At 53.0% G+C, this 17361-nt stretch carries 15 protein-coding genes; 14 read left to right on the top strand and 1 reads right to left on the bottom strand.

The window, feature by feature from the left end:
• Position 1: 1 nt before the first annotated feature.
• The 14 genes from M4D81_RS24085 to M4D81_RS24150 all read left to right on the top strand — a co-directional run bounded on the left by M4D81_RS24085 (position 2) and on the right by M4D81_RS24150 (position 16251).
• Positions 2 to 1825: a sensor histidine kinase gene (locus M4D81_RS24085; RefSeq protein ID WP_260068289.1), complete on the top strand. Its 1824-nt coding sequence runs from the start codon at positions 2 to 4 to the stop codon at positions 1823 to 1825.
• Positions 1826 to 1924: 99 nt separating this feature from the next.
• Positions 1925 to 3295: an ABC transporter substrate-binding protein gene (locus tag M4D81_RS24090; RefSeq protein ID WP_260068290.1), complete on the top strand. Its 1371-nt coding sequence runs from the start codon at positions 1925 to 1927 to the stop codon at positions 3293 to 3295.
• Positions 3296 to 3459: 164 nt separating this feature from the next.
• Complete coding sequence (locus M4D81_RS24095; protein ID WP_216532485.1) at positions 3460 to 4263, top strand: carbohydrate ABC transporter permease; 804 nt, start codon at positions 3460 to 3462, stop codon at positions 4261 to 4263.
• A gap of 6 nt (positions 4264 to 4269) precedes the next feature.
• Entirely contained in the window at positions 4270 to 5100 is an 831-nt protein-coding gene (locus M4D81_RS24100; RefSeq protein ID WP_260068291.1) for a carbohydrate ABC transporter permease, read from the top strand.
• Positions 5101 to 5221: 121 nt separating this feature from the next.
• A complete protein-coding gene (locus tag M4D81_RS24105; RefSeq protein ID WP_260068292.1) occupies positions 5222 to 6292 on the top strand; it encodes a M24 family metallopeptidase in 1071 nt (356 codons plus the stop codon).
• Between the two features lie 22 nt (positions 6293 to 6314).
• Complete coding sequence (locus M4D81_RS24110) at positions 6315 to 7511, top strand: NAD(P)/FAD-dependent oxidoreductase (RefSeq protein ID WP_260068293.1); 1197 nt, start codon at positions 6315 to 6317, stop codon at positions 7509 to 7511.
• Complete coding sequence (locus tag M4D81_RS24115) at positions 7508 to 8509, top strand: proline racemase family protein (RefSeq protein WP_260068294.1); 1002 nt, start codon at positions 7508 to 7510, stop codon at positions 8507 to 8509. Before M4D81_RS24110 ends, M4D81_RS24115 begins: the two co-directional genes overlap by 4 nt.
• A gap of 24 nt (positions 8510 to 8533) precedes the next feature.
• Complete coding sequence (locus M4D81_RS24120) at positions 8534 to 9553, top strand: proline racemase family protein (protein WP_260068295.1); 1020 nt, start codon at positions 8534 to 8536, stop codon at positions 9551 to 9553.
• Positions 9554 to 9594: 41 nt separating this feature from the next.
• On the top strand, positions 9595 to 10488 hold the full coding sequence (locus M4D81_RS24125) for a dihydrodipicolinate synthase family protein (RefSeq protein WP_260068296.1): 894 nt from the start codon (positions 9595 to 9597) through the stop codon (positions 10486 to 10488).
• Between the two features lie 46 nt (positions 10489 to 10534).
• A complete protein-coding gene (locus M4D81_RS24130) occupies positions 10535 to 11971 on the top strand; it encodes an aldehyde dehydrogenase family protein (RefSeq protein WP_260068386.1) in 1437 nt (478 codons plus the stop codon).
• An 11-nt stretch (positions 11972 to 11982) separates the two neighbouring features.
• On the top strand, positions 11983 to 12255 hold the full coding sequence (locus tag M4D81_RS24135; protein WP_260068297.1) for a (2Fe-2S)-binding protein: 273 nt from the start codon (positions 11983 to 11985) through the stop codon (positions 12253 to 12255).
• A complete protein-coding gene (locus tag M4D81_RS24140) occupies positions 12255 to 12587 on the top strand; it encodes a (2Fe-2S)-binding protein (RefSeq protein ID WP_260068298.1) in 333 nt (110 codons plus the stop codon). The genes M4D81_RS24135 and M4D81_RS24140 overlap by 1 nt, the downstream gene beginning before the upstream one ends.
• Complete coding sequence (locus M4D81_RS24145; RefSeq protein WP_260068299.1) at positions 12584 to 13807, top strand: NAD(P)/FAD-dependent oxidoreductase; 1224 nt, start codon at positions 12584 to 12586, stop codon at positions 13805 to 13807. The genes M4D81_RS24140 and M4D81_RS24145 overlap by 4 nt, the downstream gene beginning before the upstream one ends.
• Before the next feature lie 149 nt (positions 13808 to 13956).
• Positions 13957 to 16251 (top strand): glycoside hydrolase family 127 protein, encoded by a 2295-nt coding sequence (locus M4D81_RS24150; protein WP_260068300.1) that lies wholly within the window; start codon positions 13957 to 13959, stop codon positions 16249 to 16251.
• Between the two features lie 102 nt (positions 16252 to 16353).
• On the opposite strand, the gene M4D81_RS24155 is transcribed toward M4D81_RS24150, so the two are convergent.
• Positions 16354 to 17226, bottom strand: a complete 873-nt coding sequence (locus M4D81_RS24155) for an AraC family transcriptional regulator (RefSeq protein WP_260068301.1) — start codon at positions 17224 to 17226, stop codon at positions 16354 to 16356.
• Positions 17227 to 17361: the final 135 nt, after the last annotated feature.

Consider the following 17361-nt stretch of genomic DNA (forward strand, 5'->3'; position numbering starts at 1 on the left):
TTTGAGAGGACGTTATTTATTACCGCGGTTTAAAGATCTCAGCTACAGGTTTCAGCTTTTTCTGACCTATGCCCTCATTGTTTCGATACCTCTTGGCATCCTGAGCTGGAAATATTTTAATTCCAGCAGAGAGTTTGTCTCCGAATTTGCCCGGCAAAACCTTTATTCCATCGTCAAACAAAACAATGAAATTATGGACACGGAGCTTGCGCGTGTGGAAGAAAGCAGCCTTGCCCTCATTGCAGAGCAAACGTTGTATGAGCAGTATTTGCATGCAAACCCGCATGACGAATACAGCATGATCACGATGGAGAAAAAGGTAAGCCGGGCGTTAAACAAATACTTTACGGATCTGGAGCAAATCTATTCCATCCACCTCATGACCAGTTATTCCAATATTGGCCCCACAGGCGCCTCCGCTTTCATCCCGTATGAGAATTTTAACCAAACGGCTTTATACCAGGCTGCATTGCAGGGGGACGGGGGCATGCAGTGGGTGCCTACCTTCTCGTTTGATCAGATGTTTAATCAGGATATCAGCCGCTCCAAGCCTCCCGAATATGTTCGCCTGCTGGCGGGTGTCCGCTTGCTCAAGCTGTTCAACATCAATCATGGCGAAGTCATCGAACTGCAGGGCAGGGCTGAGCTTCCAGTGCTGGTCGTTGTTTACCATCCGGAAATCTATCGTTCCCGCTTTGCCGACACGCTCCCTTCCACAGGAGCTTCTTTTTTTATTGCCAGCCCGGATGGAAAGCCTGTGGCGGGTACGTCCTTAGAGCAGGGAGAAACCGGAATCGATTCCGTTTGGCTGGACGAAATGAAGGAAATGAAGAGCGGGACCTTAACCGTTACGCAGGATGGAAAGCCGCTCATCGTTTGTTTTGATACGTCTAAGGTGACCGGCTGGATATCGGGAGTCACCATATCGCCTGAAGCGTTGGCGGCCGCTTTTTTGCCGGAGATTAAATCCTACACGGTATACTTGGCCGTCGCCCTCCTGCTGATTTCGCTCCTGCTTGCGTTTATTTTTGCCAATACCATTATCAGGCCCATTCATCAGCTGCTTAAAGCGATCAAAAAGACGGGTGAAGGTGAATTTGATACCCGAGTACCGGTGGAATCCTACAACGAGATGGGGCTGCTAATCCACAAATTTAATCAAATGAACGTCAAAATCAACAATTTGATTGAAGAGAATTACAAGGTAAAGCTTCGAGAAAAAGAAACCGAGATCATGTCGTTGAACATACAGCTGAATCCTCATTTTTTATACAACACGCTGAACATCATGAATTGGACAGCGCTTGAAAACAACCAAAGAGAATTAAGCCGCATGATTGTCAGCTTGTCCTCCATGCTGCATTACACCTCCGAGAACAGCCAGGACATCGGTGATTTGGCCGAGGAACTGAACTGGTTGAAACATTATATTTTCATCACGAATCAGCGTTTCGAGGACCGCTTTATTGTCGAGTACGACATTGCCCCAGAGCTCTATGCATACCGGGTTCCCAAGCTCTTCCTGCAGCCGTTTGTTGAAAACGCGATCGTCCACGGATTTTCCCGTCTGCACAGTGGGGGAAGGATTGCCATTCGGGGATGGATGGCTGGCGAGACGCGCATGTTTACGGTGGAGGATAACGGCACGGGCATTCCTCTCCGCAAATTAGAACAGCTGGCCAAGCTCGAAGGCGATTCCATCGGCATCCGGAATGTGGATAAAAGAATCAAACTCATCTATGGAGAAGCATTTGGCATCACCCTGACATCGGCGGAAGGTGAGGGCACCACCGTAAACATCAACTTGCCTTTATCGAATAACTGAAAATACTCCACCAATACAAAAATATTGGAATTTTTTTCGGGACGGCTCCTTTTTACAATAAATATATAAGCTATCAGCCAATGAATGGAGGGTGAGTAGATGAACATCGCCAAACGTCTTGCAGGAACGGTTTTATCGGCAGCTTTGGCAATCAGCGTATTGCTGGCGGGCTGTTCGGACAGCGGAGGAGCTACAAAAGGGGAAGTGGGCAAAGAGGGCCAGGAGGAGCCGGTTACGCTTAAATTTTCCTTCTGGGGAGACACGATTGAAAAGAAAACGGTTACAGAGGCGCTTGAACGCTTCGAGAAGGAAACTGGCATCCAGGTGGAGCCGATGCATGTCCCGGCCGATTATTTGACAAAACTGACAACAATGGTGGCAGGGAATGTCGCACCGGATCTCGGTTATTTGTCATCGGGAGCTGCTTTGAGCTGGGGGCGTGACGGGAAACTGTTGAACCTCACACCGCTTATGGAGAACGACCCTGATTTTAACAAAGAGGATTATCTGGACCAGGTATGGTATGAAATTGATCCAGGCAATACCATCGGGATGAGCACCGCCGTCGAAGGCTACGGTCTGATGTACAACAAACAATTGCTGCTGGAAGCGGGCGTCGAGCTGCCTCCGACGGAGGCGGATAAAGCATGGGATTGGGACACGTTTGTGGAATACGCCAAAAAGCTAACGCTGGACGACCAAGGAAGAAATGCTCTGGATCCGAATTTCAACCCGGATAAAATCAGGCAGTTTGGCCTTCAGTACGATCCATATAACATGATGGCAGCCGTAGTCTCCAACGGCGGCAACTTCCTGACCGAAGACGGCAAAGGTTTCGGTCTTGCCCAGCCGGAGGCGATCGAAGCGATTCAAAAGCTTGCGGATTTGATGTATGTACACCATGTTTCTCCTACCCCGCTGCAGACCAAAAACCTGCCGGACACGGCGCTGCAGACAAAAAAAGTCGCCATGACGGTGTCCGGCAACTGGGCTCTTCAAGCCTTTGCGGAGCAGGATTTTAATCTCGGCGTCGGGGTACTGCCGAAGCTGAAGGTCAGCAACACGCTGCTGGATGGCGCGCCGACGGTCATTTTCGCATCAACAAAGCATCCTGAAGAGGCGTGGCTGCTGTATAAATATATGGCGGATCCCGAATCGGTGCTGCCGCTGATCGAAGGCGGGTTATGGATGCCACTGAAGAAAGAGTGGTACACGAATCCCGAGAAGATCAACAAGTGGGCGGCAGGGAACAAGGCGCATCCGGAAGGCTACACGGAAGCTTTTATGAAACAAACGATTGAAAGCGGTATCCGCACCCCGGGCTTTGAAGTGAAGAACCTGGACAAAATCAACGCGCTCGTCACTCCCGCTCTTGATTTGGTGTGGACGGGGAAACAAAGCGCGGAAGAGGCGTTAAAAAGCGTTGAGCCCAAAGTTCTCCCGCTGATCGAGGGATATTACGGAAGATAATCCTTTTCTAGAGGCCGCAGTAAACCGTGTCCTGTTTCGAACTGTACGATATTCATTCAAGAAAGGAGGGGATTCCTATTCTTCACAAACGCCGGATTGCAATGGCAGGCATCCTGTTTGCCTTACCCAGCATATTGGGGCTGATCATGTTTGTCATGCTGCCAATGATCGCCAGCTTGCTGCTCAGCTTTACGGATTACCGCATCGTCAATACGCCCAAATTTATCGGATTCACCAATTATACCCGGCTCTTTGACGGAACGGATCCCTATTTTTACAACTCGTTATGGGTCACCTTCAAATATGTGATCCTCCGTGTTCCGCTGGGGCTTGTGTTCTCTTTTATCGCCGCGTTCTTGCTGAATATGGGGTTTATCCGCGGTAAATCCGTCTTCCGCACGATCTTTTACTTGCCGTCCATCGTACCTGCGGTGGCCTCTTCGATGATCTGGCTTTGGCTGTTTAGTCCCGATCTGGGGTTGTTCAACAGCTTTCTTGAAGCCTTGAATCTGCCTACGCTCGACTGGCTCTACTCCGAACAAACCGTGGTGCCTTCAATCGTCTTGATGAGCCTTTGGGGAATGGGGAGCACCATCATTATTTTCTTGGCGGGCCTGCAAGGGGTGCCGAGATCCTTATATGAGGCGGCTATCGTGGATGGCGCCGGCGCCATCCGGAAATTCCGGCATATTACGATTCCCATGATGACGCCAATTATCTTCTTTAATTTGATCATGGGATCGATCGGAGCTTTTCAGGTGTTTACCGAGGCGCTGATTATGACGCAGGGAGGTCCCAATAACGCCAGCTTGTTTTATAACTATTACATTTACCGGCAAGCCTTTCAGTTTGGCGAAATGGGGCAAGCTTCGGCCATTGCATGGATTCTGTTTATCATCATCCTCTTGGTCACCGTTATTTTCTTCCGGACCTCGAAGTCCTGGGTATTTTATGAAAGCGAGGTGTAGCTCCCTGTGAAAAAAAGCCGTCGGATTTCGCAGATTATCGTTTACTCGGTCCTCGTTGTGGGAGCTGCCTTCTGTTTGCTGCCGCTGTTTTGGCTGGTGCGCAGTTCGATGATGAATTCGCTGCAGATTTTTGAGATGCCGCCGAAATGGATTCCTTCGCCGTTTCGGCTTCAAAATTACGTCGAGGCGCTGACGACCATTGACTTTTTCCGGTTCTTCCGCAACACGCTGATCATCACCGTCAGCTGTCTGTTCGGCGCTCTCTTCAGCAGCTCGATCGGAGCGTACAGCTACGCCAGGCTGAATTGGCCGGGAAGGAAACTGTTTTTCAGCTTGCTGCTGGCCAGCATGATGCTTCCCGGCGCCGTCACCTTGATTCCCACTTTTATCGGCTGGAGGTTTGCCGATCTGATTAACACCTACGTGCCGTTAATTTTGCCGGTATGGTTCGGTTCGGCCTTTGATATCTTCCTGCTTAGACAGTTTTATTCCACGATACCGAAAGATATGGACGAAGCGGCGTATGTGGATGGAGCCGGCCCGTGGACCATCTTCTCCCGAATTATTATTCCTTTGTCCAGACCGCCCCTCATTGTAATCGGGTTGTTTTCCTTTATGAACTCATGGAATGACTTTATGGGACCGCTGGTGTACTTAAATGAGGAGCGAAAGTTTACGCTGGCGCTTGGCCTGCAAATGTTTCAGTCGCTTCACAGCGCGCAGTGGCATCTTCTGATGGCAGCTTCCACCGTGGTGATTCTGCCGGTTATCGTGGTTTTTTTTATAGGCCAGCGTTATTTTATCGAGGGGATTACGTTGACCGGAATAAAAGGATGAGAGGGGCGTTTGCATAACTATAGTTCAACTCTGTTGAATATAAATTAAATTAGTTTCACTTGAATGCTGTAAGAACATACGAATTTTTGATTTGTCACCATACGAAGGGAGTGCGAAGCATATGGAGTCACAACGACTTAAAAAGGCAAGGGAGGCACTCGAGCGTCACGAAATTGACGCACTGTTGATTTCCAGCCCGTATAACCGGAGATATGTTTCCGGCTTTACGGGGACCGCCGGTTGGGCTGTCATTACACAGGGTCAGGCGTGGCTGCTGACCGATTTCCGCTACACCCAGCAAGCGGAGCAGCAGGCTAGGGAATTTGAGGTGGTGCAGTATGAGGGCCAGCCGCTGGAGCTGATCCGGGAGAAGCTGAATGCCGTTGGCGCCAAGAAATTGGGGTTTGAAAAACATCATGTTCCTTATGCGGATTATGAATCATATGAGCGGACGTTTGGGGGTATTGAACTCTTGCCCACCGGGCACATCGTTGAAAAGCTGCGCGGCATCAAGGACGAGGCGGAGCAGCGGTGTATCCGAAAAGCGATTGAGATTACGGAAAAGGCCTTTGAGTTTATTCTGGGTTATATGAAGCCTGGCGTTTCCGAAAGGGAGGTGGCGGCGGAATTAGAATATTTCATGCGCAAAAACGGCGCGGTCTCATCGGCGTATCCGGCCATCATCGCTTCCGGCGCACGCTCGGCGCTGCCGCACGGAATAGCCAGCGACAAGCTGCTGGGAATGAATGAATTCGTGACCCTTGATTTTGGAGCGAATGTGGAAGGATATTGCTCCGATTTGACGCGAACGGTTTTTATCGGCAAACCGACGGAACGCCACCGGGAGATTTACCGGGTCGTGCTAGAAGCCAACCGGTCTACCCTGGAGGGGCTGAAACCGGGAATGACCGGGAAGGAAGGAGACTCGCTGGCCAGGGATTATATTTCCAGCTGCGGGTATGGAGAATATTTCGGCCATGGTTTAGGCCACGCCTTTGGTTTGGAGATTCATGAGCCCATGCGGTTCTCCCAACAAACGGAAGATATACTTGAGCCCGGCATGATTATGACGGTTGAGCCTGGCATCTATCTTTCTGATTATGGAGGCGTCCGCATCGAGGATGACATTCTGGTCACGGAAACCGGCATCGAAGTACTGACAACATCGAACAAAGAGCTGATCGTTTTATAGAGGGGAGGGAAGGAATCCATCCATGAATGCTGAATCTGCGGAAGTTGTCGTGATCGGCGGAGGGATAATCGGCATGTCCATCGCTTATTATACGGCTAAAGCGGGAATGGACGTGATGGTAGTGGAGCGCGGAGAAATCGCCGGGGGAACATCCTCCAAATGCGACGGCAACATTTTGGCGATTGACAAGGATCCGGGCTTTGACAGCCAGATGTCCTTAAAATCGCAGGAGCTGGTGGCGGAATGGGCTCAGGAGCTCGACGAGGAATTTGAGTATCGGGCTCCCGGCAGCATCCTTGTTTGCGAGACGGAAGAAGAGATGCTTGCAGCCGAAAACTGGGTTATGCGGCAACGGGAAGCCGGGCTTCCGTTCCGCATGCTCGACCAAAAGGATCTGCGCGGCGAATGGCCCCATATGGCCGAAGATTTGCTCGGAGGCCTGGAATGCGCCACGGATTCTACGGTAAATCCGGTTTTGCTCACCTACTCGCTGGCATCGGCTGCCCGCCGATATGGGGCCAGACTCCAGGTCCATACACCCGTCACGGCGATCCTGCGTGATACAGCCGGGAGAATCCGTGGCGTGGAGACATCCGGCGGCACGATTCGCACAAATACCGTCATCAATGCCGCCGGGGTATGGTCGAAGCATATTGGGCGAATGGTCGGGCTCGATATTCCGATCGAGCCCCGCAAAGGGCATATCCTGGTAGCTTCCCGTTGGGAGAGCATCGGCAAACGGAAGGTGATGGAATTCGGCTATCTGATCAGCAAATTTGGCGGGAAGCGCTGCGTCGATCCGAAATTTGAGCAGTACGGGATCGCCCTCGTTTTTGAACCCACCGCTTCGCAGAATTTTCTGATTGGTTCGAGCCGCCAATTTGCGGGGATGGACACCCGCGTGGATCAGGAGGTCATTCGGCTTATCGCTGAAAGGGCGATCCGCTTTTTTCCAGTCCTGGAGCAGATTCCGCTGCTTCGAACCTACGCCGGATTGCGTCCCTGGACCCCGGATCATCTGCCGATTGTTTCCCCCGTCGATGAAATCCCCGGATTCTATATCGCGGCGGGACATGAAGGCGACGGCATCAGCTTGGCCGCCGTCACGGGAAAAATGATTTGTGAAATGCTGAGCGGAGTGACAACCTGCATTCCCGTAGAGCCGCTGCGTTATGACCGTTTCCGCCGTGGGACGGTTCGTCAGGAGGTCATCTTGTGAGAATATCCAAGCTCGTGAGTACAATCGACACGCACACGGGGGGAAACCCAACCAGGACCGTGACAAGCGGAGCGCCGGAGCTGATCGGCCGCACGATGACCGAGAAGATGGTGTACATGTCCGAACATTACGATCATTTTCGCCAGGCACTGATGTTGGAACCGCGGGGACATGAAGTGATGTCAGGCTGCATTCTGACCCCTCCGTGCGACAGAAGAGCCGATATCGGGGTTGTTTTTATAGAAAGCGGTGGATATTTGCCGATGTGCGGTCACGACACGATCGGTCTATGCACTGCACTGATCGAGGGAGGGATATATTCCGAGAGCAAAAGGGTCATCAAGTTGGATACACCGGCAGGACTTGTTGAAGCAAGGCTTACGGTGGAAAAGGGCAAGGTGAAGCAGGTTTCGTTCACCAATATCGCTTCTTTTTTATACAAGCGGGATGTCCGGGTTCACGTAGGGGGCCACGGCGAAATCTCGGTCGATATTGCGTACGGCGGTAATTTTTACGGGCTTGTGGATGCACGATTGCTTCATCTGCCGCTGGTTCCCGGCCGGAGCTCGGAAATCGTGCGGCTGGCGATAGAAATACGGGAGGCGATCAATCTCGAGGTGGAGGTGGTCCATCCTGAAATTCCTGTCATTCGCGGGCTCACCCATATTGAGTTTTACAGCGATCCCGTATCACCGTCGGCCCGCTGCCGGAATACGGTTGTGGTTCCACCCGGAGGCATCGACCGCTCTCCCTGCGGGACGGGAACCTCGGCGAAAGCGGCTGTGCTGTACGCCAAGGGGGAGCTTGAAAAAGGGGAGGAATTTCTGCATGAAAGCATCGTGGGCTCCCTGTTCCGGGCCAAGGTTATGGAGGAAACGACGGTAGGCGGTTTGCCGGCGGTCATCCCCGAAATATCCGGTTCGGCATGGATCACAGGCTTTCATCAGTTTGTATTGCAGGATCAGGATCAGCTGAACCAGGGCTTTTTCCTGCTCTAATGAATAGAACCGGAGGCAGGCATTATGGAAACAACGAAATGGTATGCGGCGCTGGATACGCATTCCTGCGGCGAGCCGCTGCGGATCATCACTGGCGGCCTGCCGCAGCTTAGCGGCTCCTCGCAGCATGCAAAGTCAATATTTTTCAAACGGCATTTCGATTCCGTCAGAAAGCTGCTGCTGGCCGAACCGCGGGGTCATCGAGAGATGACAGGAGCGATTGTTACGGCGCCGTCAACGGAAGCCGCGCGCTTCGGGCTGCTGTTCCTCAATCAGGAAGGCCTCGCTGCTGTGAGCGGTCACGGCATCATCGCGGTGGTCGCAGCCTGGACGGCGACGGGGCAGCTGGATTCTGCGGATGCGGCCAAGGGGGTTCTGATCGATTGCCCGGCGGGAACGGTGACCGCTATTGCCGATTGCGAAGGGCATGAAGTCCGGTCCGTTTCCTTTTTGAATGTTCCGAGCTTCGTGTATGCCAAGCAGGTCACGGTGAATGTTCAGGGGGTGGAGACGAGGGTCGACATCGCTTTTAGCGGCGAATTTTATGCTGTGGTCGATACAGCCGCATTGGGAGTCGTGGGCGCTTTCCCGCTCCCGAAGCTGCGGGAGTGGGGCGGGCTGATCCGCGAGGAGATCCAACGGCAGCTTGTGGTGAAGCATCCGCACTTGGATTGGATTTCCGGGATTCATGGCGTGTTTTTCTATCAGGGGGTTGAAAGGCGCGAAGGCCGAAACCCGAACCAGCCCGCATATCGCAGCGCGGCTGTATTTGCCGGAGTCCAGCTTGACCGTTCGCCGGGAGGCGCCGGCACCGGTGCCCACATGGCGGTTTTACATTCCCTAGGCTTACTTGAGCCGGGACAGCAGGTCATTTATGAGGGGATAACCGGCGCTCAAATGGTAGGAAGCATCGCGGAGGAAACGGAAACATACGGGTACAAAGCCGTTATTCCCCGGCTTACAGGAACCGCTTATATTTTGGGATTTATGAATTTCGTGCTGGATCCAACTGATCCGCTGCCGGAAGGATTTGTTCTTTACTAATGGATATGGAATGAACAAGAACAGAGGGGAGAAATGTCGATATGGCAAGATTTGAAGGGGTTTATGTTGCCCTTGTCACGCCGTTTACACCGGATTACGAGGTTGATTACAAGCGTCTGGCTGAGCTATGTGATTCACTTATCTCACAAGGCGTCCATGGCCTGATCCCGAACGGATCTTTAGGCGAATATGCGACCTTGACCCGGGAAGAGCGGGCCAAGGTTGTAGATACGGTAATCGAAGCCGCGGCAGGCCGAGTGCCGGTAGTGGTTGGCTCTGCAGCGCCTTCCACCAAGCAGGCGGTCGATTGGGTACAGCATGCCAAGAATGCGGGAGCTGCCGGCGTCATGGCATTGCCTCCAATCAATTACCGACCGCTTGAGTTTGAGGTCGTCGCTCACTATGAAGCGATCGATAAGGTGGGGCTGCCGGTTATAGTTTATAACAATCCGCACGATTACAAGGTCGATTTGACGCCGCAGCTGCTTTCCAGACTTTCCAAGCTCGAACATGTAGTTGCCGTCAAGGAATTCTCCGGGGATATCCGCCGCGTACACGACATTTTGGCGTATACGGATCTGGAGGTGATGATCGGCGTCGACGATTTAGCCATGGAGGGTGCGCTGTTCGGGGCAACGGGTTGGATTTCCGGCGTGCCGAATGCCCTGCCGAAGGAAGGCGTGCAGCTGTTTAACCTGACGAGGCAAGGCAAGCTTCAGGAGGCGTCCGCGCTGTATCGCCATCTTCTTCCGCTGTTCCACTTCGATGCCAGTCCGCAGCTGGTTCAATCAATCAAGCATATGATGGAGCTGGCCGGTTTTCCGGTAGGCCCTACGCGCCCGCCTCGCCTTCCGCTGCCTGAAGCCGATTATGCAGCGATCAAAAAAGCGTATGAGTTTGCCGTAAACCGGAATCAGCCGGCGATGAAGCCGTAGGTCAAAAGCTGAAGGCTAAAGTCAGCAATAGGAGGGAAGGCAAATGATGAACAGCCGCAATTGGATCGGGGGAGAGTGGATCAAGCCTTCGGCGGGGGAAATCGCCGTGATCAATCCATCCAACACTAAAGAGCAGGTGGGGGTACTCCATTTATCGGATCCATCACAAGTGATTCAGGCCGAGCAGGCGGCGCGTGATGCTTACGCCTCCTGGTCCCGCATGAGCGGCTCAGCCAGGGCCGGGCATTTGGACCGCATGGCGGATGTACTCGAGTCAAAGTCAGAAGACGTGGCTATTCTTGCAAGCATGGAGATGGGAAAACCGATTGCTGAAATGCGTGGGGAAGTCAAGCGGGGAGTGAATCTGCTTCGTTATTACGGTGCGGAGGGGGTCCGCGCAAACGGGGCGGTCATCCCTTCCAGCGAGCAGAACGTGCTGCAGTACACCCGGAAGATTCCTCTCGGCGTGGCGGGCATCATTACGCCTTGGAACTTCCCGGTTGCCATTCCGATCTGGAAAATAGCCCCCGCGTTGATATGCGGAAACACGGTAGTATGGAAGCCGGCGGAGCTTGCGTCATTAACCGCGACCCGGCTCGCTGAGGTTTTTGCCGAGGCCGGGCTTCCGCCAGGCGTCATCAATCTGGTTGTTGGCAAGGGCAGTCAGATCGGTAATATCCTTCTGGAGCAGGTTCCCTTGGACGCCGTAAGTTTTACCGGCTCAACATCCACAGGTCTGAACATCGCTCAAATATGTGCCAAACGAAATATCAAATATCAAACCGAAATGGGCGGTAAAAATGCCGCCATCGTGTTAAACGACGCCGATCTTGAAAAGGCGGTGCCGCTCATTGTCAGTGGGGCGTTTCGATCAGCAGGCCAGAAATGCACGGCAACAAGCCGGATCATCGTTGAATCCGGGATCTGCGAATCATTTATCGAGGCGTTGACGCATGCCGTATCCAACATCAAGCTTGCTCATGCGCTCGACTCCGAGGCTTACCTCGGTCCCGTGGCGTCCGCAAGCCAGTATGAAACGGTAATGTCTTATGTGCATATGGCCCATGAACAAGCCGAGATTTTGGCCCAAGGCCCCCCTGTAACCGGAGATCAGGAAGGATATTATATTCGGCCGATGATGGTCGGAGGTTTGAACGCCGATCACCCGCTGATTCAAGAGGAAATTTTCGGACCTGTCGCCGCAGTGCTGGAAGCCGTCGATTTTGATGAAGCAGTGGCCTTATGCAATCAATCGATTTATGGGCTCAGCGCTTCACTGTTTACTCAAAATTTATCTTTTGCCCACCGTTTCCTGGACGAGGTCCAGGCTGGAATGGTCCGTGTCAACCAAGAAACGGCGGGAGTCGAATATCAGTCCCCATTCGGCGGTATGAAACTGTCAAGCTCCCATACGCGCGAACAGGGGCAGGCTGCGCTGGATTTCTATACCGAGCTAAAGACGTGCGCCATTTCTTATGGATAGGAGGCTTTTTGATGAATTGTTCTTCTATGATCGTGTGCCGCTGTGAAGAAGTGACCCTCGTCCAATTGGAGGCCGCCTACGAGTCAGGATGCCGCACCTCGCGGCAGTTAAAAATGAAAACGCGGGCCGCTATGGGTGCTTGTCAAGGCAGAGTATGCAAGCAGCTCCTCGAGACCTGGATTATTGCCAAGAATCCGGCGTCGCCTCGGGATCCGGAGCTGCTGCCGTACCGTCCTCCAGTGCGGCCCGTGACCTTCGGCCAGCTGGAAAAGGGTGATGTGTAATGGAGAGAATTACCTTTCATCCGATTCTGGGACCGCAGAGGAAAGAGCGGGAACCGGTGAGCTTTACGTTTAACGGCAGGAAGCTGACCGGACTTCAAGGCGAGCCGATCGCGGCGGCCCTGCTGGCCTCCGGCATACGCACGCTGCGCAGGCACGAGGAGAGCGGCACGGCCCGTGGGCTGTACTGCGCCATCGGCCACTGCATGGAATGCCGTCTGAACCTGGAAGGGAGGGGGCCGGTGCGTTCCTGCCTTACCCCGCTCGAAGAGGGAATGCGTATCACCGAAGGGCAGCAGCTCCCTAATGAGATTACGGGGAGGAAGCTGTTATGACCAAGACACCGGTATACGATCTGTTGATTATTGGGGCCGGTCCGGCGGGATTATCCGCCGCAGGGGCGGCGGCCGAGCATGGCCTGGGCGTAGCTGTGCTGGATGAATTCTCAGAGCCGGGCGGACGTATGCTGGGGCAGTTTCACGAGGAAAAAGGCCGCTGGTGGGTAGGAAGGCGGGTTGCGGAACAGCTGATAGAAAAATGCCGCGTATCGGGGGTGGACATCCGCTGCGGTGTTTCCGTACACGGCATGCTCCGAACGGACCACCGCTGGGTCGTTAGAACCGCAAGCGGTTCGATCGCGGCTGTAAGGGTGCTGCTCGCGACCGGCGCTGCTGAAATTCCGCAGCCGATTCCAGGCTGGACGCTGCCCGGGGTCATGTCGATCGGGGCCGCTCAGGTGATGGCCAATGTTCATTACGTGAAACCGGGCCGCCGCGGGCTGATCATCGGCGTGAACGTACTCGCCATGGCGATTGCCCGCGAGCTGTCCGTCAGCGGAGTTACGATTGCGGGCATCGTGCTGCCAGAGAGAAATTCTGTATCCGGTCAAGACGCTTTACCTGAAGAAGCGGTGAAACGATTGCTGAACCTTGCTCATTTGGCGCCGTCTCCACTGTTGAGAATCGGAGGGAAGCTTGGCGCAAGCCTTGGAATGGCCGGTACGGTATCCCGTTTTTTTCCCCGGGGCGGAATGAAAATTTGGGAAACTCCTTTACAGCTGCGCACTGCCGCGATATCCATCAACGGTCAACATCATGTGGAATCCGTGACGCTGGCCAATGTAACCAGAGCAGGTGAAATCATTCCTGGAAGCGAGCGGGAGGTACAGGTGGATTTTGTGGCGCTTGCCGGCGGCTTGTACCCGCTCGCGGAATTGGCTGCGGTGGCTGGCTGCCCTTTTGTGTATGTAAAGGAACTGGGCGGTCATATTCCGCTTCACAATGAGAACATGGAGACGCCGGTGAAGGGCTTGTATGTCGCCGGCAATATTACGGGCATTGAAAGCGCGCTGGTGGCCATGGCACAAGGCAGGGTTGCAGCAGCCGCCATTTGCCGCGATGCCGGAGTGCTTGGTAAGGATCGGGAACATACTCTAGATGAAGCGACGGACCATGTCCGCCGGGTTCGCGCCGCTGCTTTGATTCAGTTTCATTCGGGCATTCCGGATGCCAGAGAGCAATTATACAAGAAATGGGAAGAGAAGGCATGGATGTGAAACAATCATTCTCCTAACGGGAAAACCCGCCTCATCTCCGGGTTCACAGCCGGCTGACTAACTCGGGCCGCATGAAGCCTCCATCGCGTTTTTAAGCAAAGCCTGCAGCCTGTCCGATATACCGCAAAGTGAATAGGGAGGGGATGAAAATGAGTACGGTTCAAGAAGACGAAAGCATTGTGATGAAGGATATCGAGTCGCTGTATCTTGGCAATCTGGCAACGGTGGAATTCGATCTCCACTTACCCCGGAAAGGAAAATACGGCTCGAAGATCACTTGGACATCGGGAGATTCCCGCTTTCTCCATAATGACGGCATGGTGACTCGGCCAAAATATGGTATCGGCAAACGTACGGTTCCGCTGCGCGCATCGTTTCAGTATGGCGGCTGCGTTAAGGAAAAAGTCTATGAAGTGACCATTTTGGAGGAAGAAAACAACATTCAAGTGTCCCGGATTTATCCGATTCGTCTGAAAGCGGAGCTGGGCAGGACGTTTAATCTGCCGGCGGTCGCTGTGGTTGAAACGGTAGAGGAGGAAGTCATATCCCATGCCGTGGATTGGGAACAAGGGGAGGAGCGCTTTTTTGAAGAGCCCGGTTCCTTCATGATCAAAGGGGTGCTAAAAGACACGACGATTCCGGTAAGGGCGGAGGTGTTGGTGGCAGCCAAGCTGGATCGGGAAACGATCGATACGGCTCCCGCCGCGAGCAGCTTTCCCACCGGCGCAGTTATTCTGAAGGATGGCACCGCCTTCAAAGCGGCTCAAGACAGAAGCCTTGCTTTCTTGAAGAAGGTCAATGACGACCAGATGTTGTATAATTTCCGAGCTGCCGCCGATCTTGATACGCGCGGAGCCCCGGAAATGACCGGCTGGGATTCGCCAGACTGCCTGCTGAGAGGGCATACGACCGGTCATTACTTGTCTGCGCTAGCATTGTGCTATGCGGCAACAGGGGATGAAGACATCAAGCGGAAGGCGGAGTATATGGTCGCTTCACTGGAAGAATGCCAGCTTGCTTTTGCGAGTAAACCCGAATATCATGCCGGTTTCCTTAGCAGTTACTCTGAGGAGCAGTTTGACCTGCTGGAGAAGTTTACTCGCTATCCGGAGATATGGGCTCCTTACTACACCCTGCACAAAATTTTTGCCGGGCTGCTTGACTGCAACCGCCATCTTGGAAACAGCACGGCACTGGAGATTGCCGATAAGCTTGGCGATTGGGTGTACCGCCGATTAAGCAGGCTTTCAAACCGTGTATTGAAAAAAATGTGGGGCATGTACATCGCCGGCGAATTTGGCGGCATCAACGAATCGCTCGCTGAGCTGTATACCATTACGCATAAGCCTGAATATCTCGCTGCGGCAAAGCTGTTCGACAATGACCGTCTGTTTGTCCCGATGCGCGCCGAGATTGACGCCATCGGCGGACTTCATGCCAACCAGCATATTCCGCAGGTCATCGGCGCGCTGAAAATATTCCAGGCCACCGGGGAAAAGGAATATTACGATATGGCCCGCTTTTTCTGGCAAGCCGTAACCAGCGCCCATACGTATTCAATCGGCGGCACCGGCGAGGGCGAAATGTTCCGGCAGCCGGGCAGGATCGGCGAATATCTCAGTGACAAAACCGCGGAAACCTGCGCTTCCTACAACATGCTGAAACTGACAAAGGATTTGTTTGCGTATCGTCCGGCTGCGGAATATATGGATTATTACGAACGGACGGTGTTCAATCACATTTTGGCCTCCTGCGATCATCAGCCGACGGGAGGGAGCACCTATTTCATGCCGCTGGCTCCCGGCGGTGCGAAGTCCTTCGACGTTTCGGGGAACACCTGCTGTCACGGCACCGGATTGGAGAATCATATGAAATATTCTGAAGCGGTTTATTTTTATGATGAAATTACGCTGTATGTGAACCTATTTGTCGCTTCCACTCTCCATTGGAAGGAACGGCAGGTGAGGCTGACGATGGACGTAGATGGTTACAGTCCCGGGAATGTGACGCTGAGGGTGGAAGGGACGGGGGACTTCGTACTGAAAGTTCGCCGTCCACATTGGAGCGGGCCGGGCTGCCGTATGGAGATCAACGGTCGGCAGGCCGACATGGCCACTGACTTCGCCGGGTATGTCTCCATCAGCCGGACTTGGCAGAGCGGGGATGAGATCAAACTCTTCTTTGAATGCCGTCTCCGTTTGGAAGCAGCGCCCGACCGGAAAGAGCGTGTATCGCTGGCCTATGGCCCGTACATCTTGGCCGCACTCTCCGAAGCCCAAAGCTATCTGCGGCTTCCACTGCACGAAGAGTCGTTGCAGGAAGGTTTTGTGAAGGAAACCGGGCCGCACGGGTTTGCTTTCCGCTATGTTGAGGATGATTTGTTGTTCATCCCGCTTGCCGATGTGTTTCATGAGCGCTATCACGCGTACGTTGAACGGGTTTAACCTCAATATGATTTCTCAGATATATAGAGAAATTAGGATTCTAGCTCAAACTGAATACGGAAAAGCAGCACGAGTGATTGACCCTCGTGCTGCTTTTCTCGCTTAAGACCCTGCCTTCTTAACGACAGGGATCCAAACTTCCATTTCATACATGCTGTTGCCTCTATCGTAAGTCATTTCAAACTCAGGACCATTTGCCGGTTCGTAGTTGCAGGTGGGAAACCACTCTGCCCAAATGCGCTTCCACAATGCATGGATCCCGCTTTGCCCGTCGGGGTAGGGGCCGGTTGAGAATATCGCGTAGGTTTGAGGTGGGATAGAGAGCCTTTCAAACCCTTCCGGCATGCCACTCTGGGGTATGAAGTAAGCGATCATGTAGGAAAATTCTCCATCTTCCTTGTTGTATAGTACCCCATGAATCTGACCATTTTCCCCCAGACCCGCAGCTGTACGGATTCGATCAACGGTGCCGTCGGATATGCACTTCGTCCAAAAAGCAGGTATATCAATAAAAGGATTATCGCCATCGCTATTCACCAGGGTTGATATGCCGAACATCTCAAAAGCCTGTTTTTCCTCTATTCTGTAATTCATCTCAACATCTCCTCGAATCGAAATGTGAAAGGATAACCGAGGATAGGCCTTCAGTGTAACTCCTTTGTCGCGCGCTGACATTGGCATCACACCGTGCATTTTTTTAAACGCTCTAGAAAACGCCTCAGGAGATTCGTAACCATACTTTAAAGCAATATCGATTACCTTTGTGCCGCTCTGCTGCAGTTCAAATGCGGCAAGGGTCAGCCGCCTGCGCCTAATATACTCTGAAAGCGACACATTCGTTATGAACGGAAACATTCGCTGAAAATGGTATGTTGAGCAGCAGGCAATTCTAGCCACGACATTGTAATCAATCGAATCGGACAAGTGTGTTTCCACATATTCCATAACGTTGTTCATACGATCCAACCAATCCATACAGACCATCCTTTCAAGTTTGAGTATAGGGGATGGTAACCCATGAAACCTTGCAATCCATGCACCGAAATATCATGTTCGAGATGAGTTGCATAAATCCTTTTTTGTTGATGATGAGTCACTGCCAAGTGACCC

This window comes from Paenibacillus sp. p3-SID867, assembly GCF_025142895.1.
Classification (GTDB): domain Bacteria; phylum Bacillota; class Bacilli; order Paenibacillales; family Paenibacillaceae; genus Paenibacillus_AQ.

What these genes read in the sequence shown, in the direction of transcription:
- M4D81_RS24090 (WP_260068290.1), top strand. Translation starts at nt 1,925, where the DNA reads ATGAACATCGCCAAACGTCTTGCAGGAACGGTTTTATCGGCAGCTTTG.
- M4D81_RS24095 (WP_216532485.1), top strand. Translation starts at nt 3,460, where the DNA reads ATGATCGCCAGCTTGCTGCTCAGCTTTACGGATTACCGCATCGTCAAT.
- M4D81_RS24105 (WP_260068292.1), top strand. Translation starts at nt 5,222, where the DNA reads ATGGAGTCACAACGACTTAAAAAGGCAAGGGAGGCACTCGAGCGTCAC.
- M4D81_RS24110 (WP_260068293.1), top strand. Translation starts at nt 6,315, where the DNA reads ATGAATGCTGAATCTGCGGAAGTTGTCGTGATCGGCGGAGGGATAATC.
- M4D81_RS24120 (WP_260068295.1), top strand. Translation starts at nt 8,534, where the DNA reads ATGGAAACAACGAAATGGTATGCGGCGCTGGATACGCATTCCTGCGGC.
- M4D81_RS24125 (WP_260068296.1), top strand. Translation starts at nt 9,595, where the DNA reads ATGGCAAGATTTGAAGGGGTTTATGTTGCCCTTGTCACGCCGTTTACA.
- M4D81_RS24130 (WP_260068386.1), top strand. Translation starts at nt 10,535, where the DNA reads ATGAACAGCCGCAATTGGATCGGGGGAGAGTGGATCAAGCCTTCGGCG.
- M4D81_RS24135 (WP_260068297.1), top strand. Translation starts at nt 11,983, where the DNA reads ATGAATTGTTCTTCTATGATCGTGTGCCGCTGTGAAGAAGTGACCCTC.
- M4D81_RS24140 (WP_260068298.1), top strand. Translation starts at nt 12,255, where the DNA reads ATGGAGAGAATTACCTTTCATCCGATTCTGGGACCGCAGAGGAAAGAG.
- M4D81_RS24145 (WP_260068299.1), top strand. Translation starts at nt 12,584, where the DNA reads ATGACCAAGACACCGGTATACGATCTGTTGATTATTGGGGCCGGTCCG.
- M4D81_RS24150 (WP_260068300.1), top strand. Translation starts at nt 13,957, where the DNA reads ATGAGTACGGTTCAAGAAGACGAAAGCATTGTGATGAAGGATATCGAG.
- M4D81_RS24155 (WP_260068301.1), bottom strand. Translation starts at nt 17,226, where the DNA reads ATGGATTGGTTGGATCGTATGAACAACGTTATGGAATATGTGGAAACA.